Consider the following 14099-nt stretch of genomic DNA (forward strand, 5'->3'; position numbering starts at 1 on the left):
GTTCCTCGGGGTTGGGGCAAGCCAACCACTCCGGCGCCCGGCCGCCCAAATCGGGGTTCGCACGATCATGGGAACAGATGTTCTATTCTGGTGGCCGGTGCGAGCGAGGAGGCGTCCATGCGCTGGGAGAACCTCACAGACGACAGCGAACACGGCCGGGCCGCCGACGCGGCGCTGTTCGGCGCGGACGCCGTGATCACCCGTACGTTCGACACGCCCGAGTTCCGCGGGATCACCTTCCACGAGGTGCGGGCGCGCTCGGTGCTCAACCGGGTGCCGGGGGCCTCGCGCATGCCGTTCGAGTGGACGGTCAACCCCTACCGGGGGTGCACGCACGCCTGCGTCTACTGCTTCGCCCGCCGGACGCACAGCTATCTGGACCTGGACACGGGCATCGGCTTCGACACCCAGATCGTGGTCAAGGTGAACGCCCCCGAGGTGCTGCGCCGCCAGCTGGCCTCCCGCCGATGGCAGGGCGACCACGTGGCGATGGGCACGAACGTCGACTGCTACCAGCGTGCCGAGGGCCGCTACCGGCTGATGCCGGGCATCATCTCCGCGCTCACCGACCACGCGAACCCGTTCTCGATCCTCACCAAGGGCACCCTGATCCTGCGCGACCTGGACCTGCTGGTCCGGGCGGCCGAGGTGGCGGACATCGGCATCTCGGTCTCCGTCGGCTTCCTGGACGGCGAGCTGTGGCGCACGGTGGAGCCGGGCACCCCCGCGCCCGAGCGCCGGCTGGACGTCGTGCGCACCTTCGCGGAGCACGGGATCGGCTGCGGGGTGCTGATGGCGCCGGTGATCCCGTTCCTGAGCGACCACCCGGCCCAACTGCGGGCGACGGTACGGGCGATCGCGGCGGCCGGGGCCACCTCGGTCACCCCGCTGGCGCTGCACCTGCGCCCGGGCGCCCGGGAGTGGTTCATGGCCTGGCTCGGGCAGCACCACCCGCACCTGGTGCGGCGGTACGAGCGGCTGTACGCGGAGGGCGCCTACGCGCCCAAGTGGTACCAGCGCCGGATCACCCGTCAGGTGCACGAGCTGGCCGAGGAGTACGGCATCGGGCCCACGCGCGCGGCACTGGCCCGCCGGATCCGCCCGGCCGAGCCGGCGCAGACCCCCGCCGCACCGGAGCCGGTCCAGCTCAGCCTCATGTGAGCACGTCCGGGCGTTAGGGGGCATCCCACGGCCCAATTGGGTCAACTATGGCCCCGGCGCGTTCTTCAGGGGTCCGATTCCGGGACGATCCGGCGAGGACCGTGAGCCTCGCGGTTCGCCGAAACCCTCCGTCCCGGGAGGACCCGAATGAGAACACGCGCAGCCCTGCTGTGCGCGGCCGCGGCCGCCGCCGTCCTGGCGGGCTCGGTCACCGCCGTTCCCGCGCAGGCCGCCCGGCCGGCCGGCCTCGGCTGGAAGAAGTGCGGCACCAGCGCCTATCCCCGGCTCCAGTGCGCCTCCCTGAAGGTGCCGCTGGACCACGCGAGACCGTCGGGCCGGCAGATCACGCTCGCCCTGTCCCGCGTCCCGCACACCGCCCGGACCTCCCAGGGTCCGCTGCTGGTCAACCCCGGCGGTCCCGGCGGCAGCGGCCTGGCCCTTGCGGGGGCCGTCGCCTCGGGGCTGCCGAAGAGCGTCGCGGCCCGGTACGACGTCATCGGCTTCGACCCGCGCGGCGTCGGCCGGAGCCGGCCCGCCCTCGACTGCGTGCCCGGCCACTTCACGCCGGTGCGCCCCGACTCGGTGCCGGTCACGCCCGCGCTGGAGCGGACCAACCTCGACCGCGCACGGACCTTCGCCGCGGCCTGCGGCCGCAAGTACGCCGACCTCCTGCCGTACCTGGACACGGTCAGCGCCGCGCAGGACCTGGACGCCGTCCGCCGGGCCCTCGGCGCACCGCGGATCAGCTACTTCGGCTACTCCTACGGCACCTATCTGGGCGCGGTCTACGCGAAGCTGTTCCCCCAGCGCGTCCACCGCCTGGTGCTGGACTCCATCGTCGACCCGACCGGCGTCTGGTACCGGGACAACCTCGGCCAGGACTACGCCTTCGACGACCGCCACCGCGCGCTGATGGCCTGGATCGCCCGGTACGACACGACCTACGGGCTCGGCCGGGACCCCGACCGGATCGAGGCCCGCTGGTACGCGATGCGGGCGGCGCTGGCGAAGAAGCCGGCCGGGGGCAGGGTCGGCGCCGCCGAGCTGGAGGACACCTTCATGTCCGGCGCCTACTTCAACGGCTACTGGCCCTCCCTCGCCGAGGCGTTCGCCGCCTACGTCCACCGCAAGGACACCGGGCCGCTGGTGAGGACGTACCGGAACATCGCCGCCGTGGACGCCGCCGGCGACAACGGCTACAGCGTCTACACGGCGGTGCAGTGCCGTGACGCGGCCTGGCCGCGCGACTGGAACCGGTGGCGTGCGGACGGCTGGGACGTGTACGCGAAGGCGCCCGTGATGGCATGGAACAACGCCTGGTACAACGCGCCCTGTGCGTTCTGGCCGACCGGCCCGCGACGGCAGGTGGACATCGCCAACAGGGCGCTGCCGCCGGCGCTGCTGTTCCAGGCGACCCACGACGCGGCGACCCCGTATCCCGGCGGTGTCACGGTCCACCGGCTGCTGGCCCGCTCCAGCCTGGTGGTCGAGGAGGGCGGCGGCAACCACGGCATCACGCTGAGCGGCAACACGTGCCTGGACAAGCACCTTGCCGCGTATCTGGACAGGGGCACGGTGCCGCGGGGCGCCGGGCCGGCCGACGCGGTCTGCGCCAAGTCCCCCGACCCGAAGCCGCTGCAGGGCAAGTCGGCGCCGACGACGTCCCGCGCCTCGGCCCTGCACGGCCTGCTGGGCTTCCGCCCCTAGCGGCCCGGCGGGCCGGACCGGAGCTGCCGCCCCGGGCAACCGCCCGGCCCGCCGGGGGCGTTGTCGGTGGCATGGTCCACCATGAACGCATGAGCGAACCGACCCGCACCGCCGCCCCCGCCGGGGTGTTCCCCGCGGCCCAGTACACCCATGTGGTGACCGCGACCGGCCGCCTCGTCGTGGTCTCCGGGCAGCTCCCCCTCGACAGGGACGGCGAACTGGTCGGGGCGGGCCGACCGGCTTCCAGGACGTGGTGAAGCTGACGTACTTCGTCACGGACATGGCTCACATGCCGGCCGTCCGCGCGGCCCGCGCCGCCCACATACCCGAGGACCGGCTGCCCGCCTCGACCGCGGTGCAGGTGGCCGCTCCGGTGGCGCCGGAGTCCCTGCTGGAGGTCGAGGCTCCCCCACTGCCAAAGAGCGTGGGGGCACCCCCAGCGGTGGTGGCCGAGTGAGTTCCCTGACGGTCCGGGAGATGACCCTCGCCGACTGCGACCGCGTCTCCGAGATCCGGATCCGCGGCTGGCAGCACGCCTACCGGGGGCTCGTGCCCCAGGCGTACCTCGACGGGCTGAGCGTCGCCGCGGACGCCGAGCGGCGGCGCGCGGGGTTCGCGCAGCGCACCGACGTGGTGAACCTGGTCGCCGAGCGGGACGGCACGGTGCTCGGATGGGCGGCGTACGGGCCGTACCGGGACGGCGACACGCACACCGGTGACGCCGAGCTGTACGCGATCTACGTCGACCCGGCCCACCTCGGCGGCGGCATCGGGCGGGCGCTGCTCGCCGCGTCGCTCGAGCGGTGTTCGGCCTGGCCGCGCATGCTGCTGTGGGTCCTCGAGGACAACGCCCCGGCCCGGCGTTTCTACGAGCGCGCCGGGTTCCGGCCCGACGGCGCCGAGGAGCCCTTCGAGGCAGCCGGCGTGTCCGTTCCCGAGGTGCGGTACGTGCGCACGCTTGCCGGCTGACCGGGCGTCACCTGGGCTGCTGCTGCGGGAGCCGTGCCAGGGCGTGCACCGCCGCCTCGGCGAGCGCGGGGTGCGCGAGGGCCTCGCTCAGGACCTGTCGGGCGCGGGGGTCGCCGAGCGCGCCCAGGCCCTCCACGCAGGCCAGGGCCACCCGCCGGTAGGGGTCGTGCGGGCGCAGCCGCCGCTCCAGGGTGGTGATCAGCGCGGGCACGGACTCGGGGGCGCGCAGGGCGATCAGGAGCCGTACCGGGTGCAGGGCGTAGGCCACGCGGAGTTCGTTGGTGGCGAGGGCGGCGGCGGCGCGGGCCGTGCGCGGGTCGCCGAGCCGGGCGAGGGCGTGCGCGGCGGAGGCGCAGCGGGGCGGGTCGCGGTGGTTGAGCAGCAGCACCAGGGACTCGAAGGCGCGCCGGTCGCCGGCCCTGCCGAGGCGGAACGCGGCCAGTTCCCGGGCCCACAGCGGCTGGCCGGGCGCGGTGAGCACCTCCGCCAGGGTGTCGTGGTCCCCGGTGGCCAGCAGGCTCTCGAACGCCGCCGAGCCGCCGGACTCCTGCCGTAAGCGTTCCGTGAGCGATCGCAACTCTTCGTCCACGAGGTCCAGCGTAGGCGGGTCGCGGCCGGCGAGGGAGGTACATCACAAAGTCGGTTTCCGCTCGGGGCTGGCGTGCTCGTTACCCGCCGGTTAAGCTCATTCGAGCGAGTAACCCTCTCGCATCTCCGCTGGCGACGGTTTGGTGACGCGGCCGTCGCGAGCGTGTCTGTCGGTTCGGTACACCGTGTGTACCGCAGTACGACCCGGCTTCGGGACAGAGCCGGTCGGACGTTCCGCCACTCCCGGGCGTGTGCACGCCCGCGGCACCGGCGGCCCCGGGCGTGTGCGCTCGCAGCCCGGCAACACCCGCACTCCTCTCGCACCGCGGTGCGCCCTCGGGCGCACCCGGCGCGCTCCTCGTCGTCACCCTCATTCCTGGAGTCCCGCGATGGCCACTCCCCTGTCCCCCCAGTCCGGCACTTCCCTGTCCCCGCTCAGGACGATCGCCGTGGTCGGCCTCGGCACCATGGGCACCGGTATCACCGAGGTCCTCGCGAGGGCCGGCCGCGAGGTGATCGGCATCGACATCAGCGAGGCCCAGGCCGCGAAGGCGCTCGCCGCCCTGGAGACCGCCACCGCCCGCGCCGTGGAGCGCGGCCGGCTCACCGAGGAGGAGCGCGCCGGGGCACTGGCCCGGGTGCGCACCACCACCGACCTCGCCGCGGCGGCCGACGCCGACCTCGTCATCGAGGTGGCCCCGGAGTCGTACGAGATCAAGCAGCAGATCTTCCGCGAGCTGGACGGTGTCGTCCGCCCGGAGACGATCCTGGCGACCGGCACCAACGCGCTGTCCGTGACCCGGCTGGCCGCCGGCTCGGCCCGTCCCGAGCGCGTGCTCGGACTGCACTTCTTCAACCCCGCGCCGGCCATGAAGCTGGTCGAGGTGGTCTCCTCGGTGCTGACCGCGCCGCAGGCCGTCGCCGCGGTCACCGACCTCGCGATCGAGCTGGGCAAGGAGCCGGTCGCGGTCGGCGACCGCCCCGGCTTCGTCGCCGACGGGCTGCTGTTCGGCTACCTCAACCAGGCCGCCGCGATGTACGAGGCCCGGTACGCCTCCCGCGAGGACATCGACGCCGCCATGCGGCTCGGCTGCGGCCTGCCGATGGGCCCGCTGGCCCTGCTGGACCTGATCGGCATCGACACCGCGCGCACGGTCCTGGAGGCCATGTACGCCGAGTCCCGGGACCGGCTGCACGCGCCCGCCCCGATCCTCAAGCAGCTGAGCGAGGCGGGCCTGACCGGCCGCAAGGCCGGGCGCGGCTTCTACACGTACGAGGCCCCGGGCAGCGGCACGGTGGTGCCGGACGCGCTGACCCCGGCGGCGGACGGCTCGGTCGGCGCGGGCCGCGAGGTCCGCTCGGTCGGGGTGGCCGGCTCCGGCACCATGGCCTCCGGGATCGCCGAGGTGTTCGCCAAGGCGGGCTACCAGGTCGTGCTGGCCGCCCGCAGCGAGGAGAAGGCCCAGGCGGCCAGGGCCCGGATCGGCAAGTCCCTCGCCCGTTCCGTGGACAAGGGCCGGCTGACCGCCGAGGCCGCCGCCGGGATCCTGGAGCGGATCGTCCCGGCGGGCTCCTACGAGGCCTTCGCCGAGGTGGACCTCGCCGTGGAGGCGGTCGCGGAGGACCTGGAGGTCAAGCGGCAGCTGTTCGCCACGCTGGACAAGGTGTGCAAGCCGGGCGCGGTCCTGGCCACCACCACCTCGTCGCTGCCCGTCGTCGCCTGCGCCCGCGCCACCTCGCGCCCGCAGGACGTGATCGGCATGCACTTCTTCAACCCGGCGCCGGCGATGAAGCTGGTCGAGGTGGTCCGCACGGTGCTGACCGCCGACGACGTGCACGCCACGGTGCGCGAGGTCTGCGGCCGGATCCGCAAGCACGCGGTGGACTGCGGCGACCGGGCCGGTTTCATCGTCAACGCGCTGCTGTTCCCGTACCTCAACAACGCGATCAAGATGGTGCAGGAGCACTACGCGTCCCTGGACGACATCGACGCGGCGATGAAGCTCGGCGGCGGCTACCCGATGGGCCCGTTCGAGCTGCTGGACGTGGTCGGCCTGGACGTGTCGCTGGCCATCGAGAAGGTCCTGCACCGCGAGTTCCGCGACCCGGGCCTGGCTCCGGCGCCGCTGCTGGAGCATCTGGTGGCCGCCGGCTGCCTCGGCCGCAAGACCGGACGCGGCTTCCGTGAGTATGCCCGCCGCTGACGGCGTCGGCGACTGGTTCCGGACGGAGACGGACTGGGGCGGACTGCTCGACCCGGGAGCCTCCCCCTCCCCCGCCCGGTCCGGTGCTCCCCCGCCCTCCGCGGGCGGGGGAGAGCCCGGACCTGCGCATCGAGCTGCGCGGATGCAGTACGTTCGGGTCATGTCCCAGCCCGCCAAGTCCTCCCGTACACCAGCTACGCCCGACGCGCCGGAAAGTGCCGCAGGCAGTCGCGCGGCCGCCCAGCGGCTCAAGATGCGCCGAGAACTGGCGGCAGCAGCCATGGAGCTGTTCGCGACCAAGGGGTACGAGGCCACCACCGTCGACGAGATCGCCGCCGCCGCCGGGGTCGCCCGGCGCACCTTCTTCCGCCACTTCCGCTCCAAGGAAGAGGCGATCTTCCCGGACCACGACGACACGCTGATCCGCGCGGAGGCGGTCCTCAACGCCGCACCCGCGCACGAGCACCCGCTCGACACCGTGTGCCGCGGCATCAAGGAAGTCATGAAGATGTACGCGGCGCGGCCGGAGATCTCGGTCGCCCGCTACAAGCTCACGCGCGAGGTCCCCACCCTGCGCGAGGCGGAGATCGCCTCCGTGGCCCGCTACGAGCGCCTGTTCACCCGGTATCTGCTCGGCCACTTCGACGAGCACGCGCACGCCGACGACGCCAACGACGACCCGCTGCTGGCCGAGGTCGCCGCCTCGGCCGTGGTCACCGCCCACAACCACGTGCTGCGGCGCTGGCTGCGCGCGGGTGGCCAGGGGGACGTGGAGGCCCAGCTGGACCACGCCTTCGCGATCGTGCGCAAGACCTTCGGCACCGGCATCGGGGCCGGCCGCGAGAGCGCTCCGCGCACCCCGCCGGCCACCGCCGCCGCCCACGGGGAGGTCCTGGTGACGGTGGCCAGGACCGACGCGCCGCTCGACGAGGTGATGCGCACCATCGAGCAGGCGCTGCAGGCACGGTCCTGACCGGCCGGAGCGGGAGAAACGGGCTGGGGGCGGCACCGGGTGCCGCTCCCAGCCCGTTTCCCTTGCCCCGGCCGTGATCGATCATCGCTCATTTGTTGCGTAAAGATTTCATCTGAGAGCAAGTTCTGGCACTCAGTGCCTTGCGACCTGACACGCGGTGTCATACGTTGAAGGTGTCCGGGCGGCCGGCGAGCAGAGACCTTTCGTTCGCCGGCTGTCCCCGCAAGCTCATGGCCTGCGCGCCCGGACGCCTGCGTCACAGGCAACCTCCCGCGCCACAAAGCGCTGCCGAAGCACCACCGCGCCGAACCGACGGCACACCCCTCGAAAAACCCTCAGCAGCACTCATCGCAGCACCGACGATCCCTCAGGCGCCCCTCCCTCAGGGCGCTCACCGCCGGAGGCAACACCGTGACCGTGAAGGACATCCTGGACGCGATCCAGTCGAAGGACGCCACGTCCGCCGACTTCGCCGCTCTGCCGCTCCCCGACTCGTACCGCGCGATCACCGTGCACAAGGACGAGACGGAGATGTTCGCGGGCCTGCAGACCCGCGACAAGGACCCGCGCAAGTCGATCCACCTCGACGAGGTCCCCCTGCCCGAACTGGGCCCGGGTGAAGCCCTGGTGGCCGTCATGGCCTCCTCGGTCAACTACAACTCGGTGTGGACCTCGATCTTCGAGCCGCTGTCCACCTTCGGGTTCCTGGAGCGCTACGGCCGCACCAGCGAGCTGGCCAAGCGGCACGACCTGCCGTACCACATCATCGGCTCCGACCTCGCGGGCGTCGTCCTGCGCACCGGCCCGGGCGTCAACGCCTGGAAGCCCGGTGACGAGGTCGTCGCGCACTGCCTGTCGGTCGAGCTGGAGTCCTCCGACGGCCACAACGACACGATGCTCGACCCCGAGCAGCGCATCTGGGGCTTCGAGACCAACTTCGGCGGCCTCGCCGAGATCGCCCTGGTCAAGTCCAACCAGCTGATGCCGAAGCCGGACCACCTCAGCTGGGAGGAGGCCGCGGCCCCGGGCCTGGTCAACTCCACCGCCTACCGCCAGCTGGTCTCCCGCAACGGCGCCGGCATGAAGCAGGGCGACAACGTGCTCATCTGGGGCGCGAGCGGCGGCCTCGGCTCGTACGCCACCCAGTTCGCGCTCGCCGGCGGCGCCAACCCGATCTGTGTCGTCTCCTCGCCGCAGAAGGCGGACATCTGCCGGGCGATGGGCGCCGAGGCGATCATCGACCGCAACGCCGAGGGCTACAAGTTCTGGAAGGACGAGAACACCCAGGACCCGAAGGAGTGGAAGCGCTTCGGCAAGCGCATCCGCGAGCTGACCGGCGGCGAGGACATCGACATCGTCTTCGAGCACCCCGGCCGCGAGACCTTCGGCGCGAGCGTCTTCGTCACCCGCAAGGGCGGCACCATCACCACCTGCGCCTCGACCTCGGGCTACATGCACGAGTACGACAACCGCTACCTGTGGATGTCGCTGAAGCGCATCATCGGCTCCCACTTCGCCAACTACCGCGAGGCCTGGGAGGCCAACCGCCTCATCGCCAAGGGCAAGATCCACCCGACCCTGTCGAAGACCTACTCCCTGGAAGACACCGGTCAGGCCGCCTACGACGTGCACCGCAACCTGCACCAGGGCAAGGTCGGCGTGCTGTGCCTGGCGCCCGAGGAGGGCCTCGGCGTGCGCGACGAGGAGATGCGCGCCAAGCACATCGACGCCATCAACCGCTTCCGGAACGTCTGAGGCCCGGAGAGTCATAGATGACAGAGCGTCAGAAGGACCGTCCGTGGCTCATGCGGACGTACGCCGGCCACTCCACGGCCGAGGCGTCCAACGAGCTGTACCGGCGCAATCTCGCCAAGGGCCAGACCGGTCTGTCGGTGGCGTTCGACCTGCCGACGCAGACCGGCTACGACCCCGACCACATCCTCGCGCGCGGCGAGGTCGGCCGGGTGGGCGTGCCCGTCGCGCACCTCGGTGACATGCGCCGGCTGTTCCAGGACATCCCCCTGGAGCAGATGAACACCTCGATGACGATCAACGCCACCGCCATGTGGCTGCTGGCGCTCTATCAGGTCGTCGCCGAGGAGCAGGGCGCGGACATCACCAAGCTCCAGGGCACGACCCAGAACGACATCGTCAAGGAGTACCTCTCCCGGGGCACCCACGTGTTCCCGCCGGGGCCCTCGCTCCGGCTGACGACGGACATGATCGCGTACACGGTCTCCCACATCCCGAAGTGGAACCCGATCAACATCTGCAGCTACCACCTGCAGGAGGCCGGGGCCACGCCGGTGCAGGAGATCGCGTACGCGATGTCCACCGCGATCGCCGTGCTCGACGCCGTGCGCGACTCCGGCCAGGTGCCGCAGGAGCGCATGGGTGACGTGGTCGCCCGCATCTCCTTCTTCGTGAACGCGGGTGTCCGCTTCGTCGAGGAGATGTGCAAGATGCGGGCGTTCGGCCGCATCTGGGACAAGGTCACCCGCGAGCGGTACGGCATCGAGAACCCCAAGCAGCGCCGGTTCCGCTACGGCGTCCAGGTCAACTCGCTCGGCCTGACCGAGGCGCAGCCGGAGAACAACGTCCAGCGGATCGTGCTGGAGATGCTGGCCGTGACCCTCTCCAAGGACGCACGCGCGCGTGCCGTGCAGCTGCCCGCCTGGAACGAGGCCCTCGGCCTGCCCCGCCCGTGGGACCAGCAGTGGAGCCTGCGCATCCAGCAGGTGCTCGCCTACGAGAGCGACCTGCTGGAGTACGAGGACATCTTCGAGGGCTCCAAGGTCGTCGAGGCGAAGGTCGGCCAGCTGGTCGAGGAGGTCCTCACCGAGATCGACCGCATCCAGGAGATGGGCGGCGCGCTGGCCGCCGTGGAGTCCGGCTACCTGAAGTCGCAGCTGGTCGCCTCGCACGCCGAGCGCCGCGCCCGGATCGAGTCCGGCGAGGAGAAGATCGTCGGCGTCAACATCTTCGAGGGCACCGAGCCGAACCCGCTCACGGCCGACCTGGACACCGCGATCCAGACGGTGGACCCGGAGGTCGAGACCCGGGTCGTCGAGTCGCTGCGCAAGTGGCGGGACACCCGCTACCAGCCGCCCTTCAACCACCCGCGGCCCTGCAAGGCGCTGGAGCGGCTGAAGGAGGCCGCCAAGGGCACCGGCAACCTCATGGAGGCCACGCTGGAGTGCGCCCGCGCCGGGGTCACCACCGGCGAGTGGGCCGGCGCCCTGCGCGAGGTGTTCGGCGAGTACCGGGCGCCGACCGGTGTCTCGTCCGCGCCGGTGGCCGTGCCCGCCGAGCAGGGCTCGGCGATGGCCGAGGTCCGCGCCAAGGTGGACGCCACCGCCCGCGACCTGGGCGTCGGCAAGCTGCGCTTCCTGGTCGGCAAGCCGGGCCTGGACGGGCACTCCAACGGCGCAGAGCAGATAGCGGTCCGCGCGCGGGACGCCGGCTTCGAGGTGGTCTACCAGGGCATCCGGCTCACCCCGGAGCAGATCGTGGACGCGGCCCTGGCCGAGGACGTGCACGCCGTCGGCCTGTCGATCCTGTCCGGCTCGCACGCCCAGCTGGTCCCGGACGTGCTCCAGCGGCTGCGTGTGGCCGGTGCCACAGATATACCCGTGATCGCAGGTGGCATCATCCCGAACGGTGACGCCGAACAGCTCAGGGCCGCCGGAGTGGCCGCGGTGTTCACCCCGAAGGACTTCGACATCACCGGGATCATCGGCCGCATCGTCGACGAGATCCGCAAAGCGAACAAGCTCGACCCCCTGGAGGTCCCCGCATGACGACCCCTGTCAACCGCCTTCGCCCGCGGCGCTCCTGCCTGGCCGTACCGGGCAGCAACCCGCGCTTCCTCGAGAAGGCGCAGGGCCTCCCGGCGGACCAGGTCTTCCTCGACCTGGAGGACGCGTGCGCGCCGCTCGCCAAGCCCGAGGCGCGGCACACCATCGTCAAGTTCCTCAACGAGGGCGACTGGACGGGCAAGACGCGGGTCGTGCGCGTCAACGACTGGACGACCGAGTGGACGTACCGCGACGTCGTGACGGTCGTCGAGGGCGCCGGCCAGAACCTCGACTGCATCATGCTGCCGAAGGTGCAGAGCGCCGAGCAGGTCGTCGCGCTGGACCTGCTGCTGACGCAGATCGAGAAGACCATGGGCTTCGAGGTCGGCAAGATCGGCATCGAGGCGCAGATCGAGAACGCCCAGGGCCTGAACAACGTCAACGCGATCGCGCAGGCCTCCCCGCGGCTGGAGACGATCATCTTCGGCCCGGCCGACTTCATGGCCTCCATCAACATGAAGTCCCTCGTCGTGGGCGAGCAGCCGCCCGGCTACCCGGCGGACGCCTACCACTACATCCTGATGAAGATCCTGATGGCCGCCCGCGCCAACAACCTCCAGGCCATCGACGGTCCCTACCTGCAGATCCGCAACGTCGAGGGCTACCGCGCGGTGGCGCAGCGCGCCGCAGCGCTCGGCTTCGACGGCAAGTGGGTGCTGCACCCGGGCCAGGTCGAGGCGTCCAACGAGATTTTCTCGCCCTCCCAGGAGGACTACGACCACGCCGAGCTGATCCTGGACGCGTACGACTACTACACGTCCGAGGCGGGCGGCAAGAAGGGCTCCGCGATGCTCGGCGACGAGATGATCGACGAGGCCAGCCGCAAGATGGCCCTGGTCATCGCCGGCAAGGGGCGGGCGGCGGGAATGACCCGTACGTCGACGTTCGAGATCCCGGAGGCCTGAGCGCTATGCAGTTCGGACGCACGTACGAGGAGTTCGAGGTCGGGGCGACGTACAAGCACTGGCCGGGCAAGACGGTCACGGAGTACGACGACCACCTGTTCTGTCTCCTCACCATGAACCACCACCCGCTCCACATGGACACGAACTATGCGGAGAAGACGACGGACTTCGGCAAGAACGTCGTCGTCGGCAACTACATCTACTCCCTCCTGCTCGGCATGTCCGTCCCGGACATCTCCGGCAAGGCGATCGCCAACCTGGAGATCGAGTCGCTCAAGCACGTGGCGCCGACCTTCCACGGCGACACGATCTACGGCGAGACGACCGTGCTGGACAAGTGGCCGTCGAAGTCGAAGAACGACCGCGGCATCGTCTACGTCGAGACCAAGGGCTACAAGCAGGACGGCACCCTGGTGTGCGTCTTCCGCCGCAAGGTGATGGTGCCCACCGAGACGTACATCAAGGAGCGCGGCGGCGAGCAGCCCGGCCGCCCGGAGCTGAAGCAGCAGGAGAAGTAACGATGGCCCGTCTCGCCCAGACCGCCGGTCTGACCGACGTCCAGCAGGAGATCCTCTCGACGGTCCGTGACTTCGTCGACAAGGAGATCATCCCCGTCGCGACGGAGCTGGAGCACCGCGACGAGTACCCGCAGCAGATCGTGGACGGGCTCAAGGAGCTGGGTCTGTTCGGTCTGATGATCCCCGAGGAGTACGGGGGCCTGGGCGAGTCGCTGCTCACCTACGCGCTGTGCGTGGAGGAGATCGCCCGTGGCTGGATGTCGGTGTCCGGCATCATCAACACCCACTTCATCGTCGCGTACATGCTCAAGCAGCACGGCACGCAGGAGCAGAAGGACCACTTCCTGCCGCGGATGGCGGCCGGCGACATCCGGGGCGCCTTCTCGATGTCGGAGCCGGCCCTGGGCTCGGACGTGTCCGCCATCACGTCGAAGGCGGTCAAGGACGGCGACGAGTACGTCCTGAACGGCCAGAAGATGTGGCTGACGAACGGCGGCACGTCCTCGCTCGTGGCCGTCCTGGTCCGCAGTGACGAAGGACACCCCGAGGGCACGGCCCCGCACAAGTCGATGACCACCTTCCTGATCGAGAAGGAGCCGGGCTTCGGCGAGGTCCGCCCGGGCCTCACCATCCCCGGCAAGATCGACAAGATGGGCTACAAGGGCGTCGACACCACCGAGCTGATCATGGACGGCCTGCGCATTCCGGCCGACCGGGTGCTCGGCGGGGTCACCGGCCGAGGTTTTTACCAAATGATGGACGGCGTGGAGGTCGGCCGCGTCAACGTGGCGGCGCGTGGCTGCGGCGTCGCCCAGCGTGCCTTCGAGCTGGGCGTCCGGTACGCCCAGCAGCGGCACACCTTCGGCAAGCCGATCGCCCAGCACCAGGCCATCCAGTTCAAGCTGGCCGAGATGGCCACCAAGGTCGAGGCCGCGCATGCGATGATGGTCAACGCGGCCCGCAAAAAGGACTCCGGGGAACGAAACGACCTGGAGGCCGGCATGGCGAAGTACCTCGCCTCCGAGTACTGCAAGGAGGTCGTGGAGGACGCCTTCCGGATCCACGGCGGCTACGGCTTCTCCAAGGAGTACGAGATCGAGCGCCTCTACCGCGAGGCCCCGATGCTGCTCATCGGTGAAGGTACCGCCGAGATCCAGAAAATGATCATCGGCCGCAGGCTGCTCGAGGAGTACAGATTCCAGGGTTGATTGTCCGGT

The 14099-nt window shown here is 70.9% G+C and carries 11 protein-coding genes and 1 pseudogene; 11 read left to right on the forward strand and 1 reads right to left on the reverse strand.

The features are described 5' to 3' along the window. Positions 1-117: 117 nt before the first annotated feature. The 4 genes and pseudogenes from ACIP4Y_RS08380 to ACIP4Y_RS08395 all read left to right on the forward strand — a co-directional run bounded on the left by ACIP4Y_RS08380 (position 118) and on the right by ACIP4Y_RS08395 (position 3837). A complete protein-coding gene (locus ACIP4Y_RS08380) occupies positions 118-1161 on the forward strand; it encodes an Rv2578c family radical SAM protein (protein ID WP_401389471.1) in 1044 nt (347 codons plus the stop codon). Between the two features lie 147 nt (positions 1162-1308). Then, on the forward strand, positions 1309-2868 hold the full coding sequence (locus ACIP4Y_RS08385; RefSeq protein WP_401389474.1) for an alpha/beta hydrolase: 1560 nt from the start codon (positions 1309-1311) through the stop codon (positions 2866-2868). Positions 2869-2957: 89 nt separating this feature from the next. Then, a pseudogene (locus ACIP4Y_RS08390) lies at positions 2958-3325 on the forward strand (RidA family protein). Further along, positions 3322-3837 carry a GNAT family N-acetyltransferase gene (locus ACIP4Y_RS08395; RefSeq protein ID WP_401389477.1) on the forward strand — a complete coding sequence of 172 codons (516 nt, stop codon included), beginning with the start codon at positions 3322-3324 and terminating at the stop codon, positions 3835-3837. Before ACIP4Y_RS08390 ends, ACIP4Y_RS08395 begins: the two are co-directional and overlap by 4 nt. Positions 3838-3844: 7 nt before the next feature. On the opposite strand, the gene ACIP4Y_RS08400 is transcribed toward ACIP4Y_RS08395, so the two are convergent. Then, positions 3845-4426 (reverse strand): adenylosuccinate lyase, encoded by a 582-nt coding sequence (locus tag ACIP4Y_RS08400; protein WP_401389479.1) that lies wholly within the window; start codon positions 4424-4426, stop codon positions 3845-3847. 388 nt (positions 4427-4814) lie between these two features. On the opposite strand from ACIP4Y_RS08400, the gene ACIP4Y_RS08405 reads away from it, so the two are divergent. The 7 genes from ACIP4Y_RS08405 to ACIP4Y_RS08435 all read left to right on the forward strand — a co-directional run bounded on the left by ACIP4Y_RS08405 (position 4815) and on the right by ACIP4Y_RS08435 (position 14090). Next, entirely contained in the window at positions 4815-6629 is a 1815-nt protein-coding gene (locus ACIP4Y_RS08405) for a 3-hydroxyacyl-CoA dehydrogenase family protein (protein WP_401389482.1), read from the forward strand. A 160-nt stretch (positions 6630-6789) separates the two neighbouring features. Beyond that, positions 6790-7602 (forward strand): TetR family transcriptional regulator, encoded by an 813-nt coding sequence (locus ACIP4Y_RS08410; protein ID WP_401389485.1) that lies wholly within the window; start codon positions 6790-6792, stop codon positions 7600-7602. Between the two features lie 411 nt (positions 7603-8013). Further along, positions 8014-9357, forward strand: a complete 1344-nt coding sequence (ccrA, locus tag ACIP4Y_RS08415) for a crotonyl-CoA carboxylase/reductase (RefSeq protein WP_358645128.1) — start codon at positions 8014-8016, stop codon at positions 9355-9357. Between the two features lie 17 nt (positions 9358-9374). Further along, positions 9375-11402 carry a protein meaA gene (locus tag ACIP4Y_RS08420; protein WP_358645130.1) on the forward strand — a complete coding sequence of 676 codons (2028 nt, stop codon included), beginning with the start codon at positions 9375-9377 and terminating at the stop codon, positions 11400-11402. Beyond that, complete coding sequence (locus ACIP4Y_RS08425) at positions 11399-12364, forward strand: HpcH/HpaI aldolase/citrate lyase family protein (protein WP_401389489.1); 966 nt, start codon at positions 11399-11401, stop codon at positions 12362-12364. The genes ACIP4Y_RS08420 and ACIP4Y_RS08425 overlap by 4 nt, the downstream gene beginning before the upstream one ends. Positions 12365-12369: 5 nt before the next feature. Next, the gene (locus tag ACIP4Y_RS08430; RefSeq protein WP_019757884.1) at positions 12370-12882 is read left to right on the forward strand and encodes a MaoC family dehydratase; all 513 of its coding nucleotides are present in this window, start codon (positions 12370-12372) and stop codon (positions 12880-12882) included. 2 nt (positions 12883-12884) lie between these two features. Further along, positions 12885-14090 carry an acyl-CoA dehydrogenase family protein gene (locus tag ACIP4Y_RS08435; RefSeq protein ID WP_401389493.1) on the forward strand — a complete coding sequence of 402 codons (1206 nt, stop codon included), beginning with the start codon at positions 12885-12887 and terminating at the stop codon, positions 14088-14090. Positions 14091-14099 lie beyond the last annotated feature (9 nt).

The organism is Streptomyces sp. NPDC088810, from assembly GCF_044750305.1.
Taxonomy (GTDB): domain Bacteria; phylum Actinomycetota; class Actinomycetes; order Streptomycetales; family Streptomycetaceae; genus Streptomyces.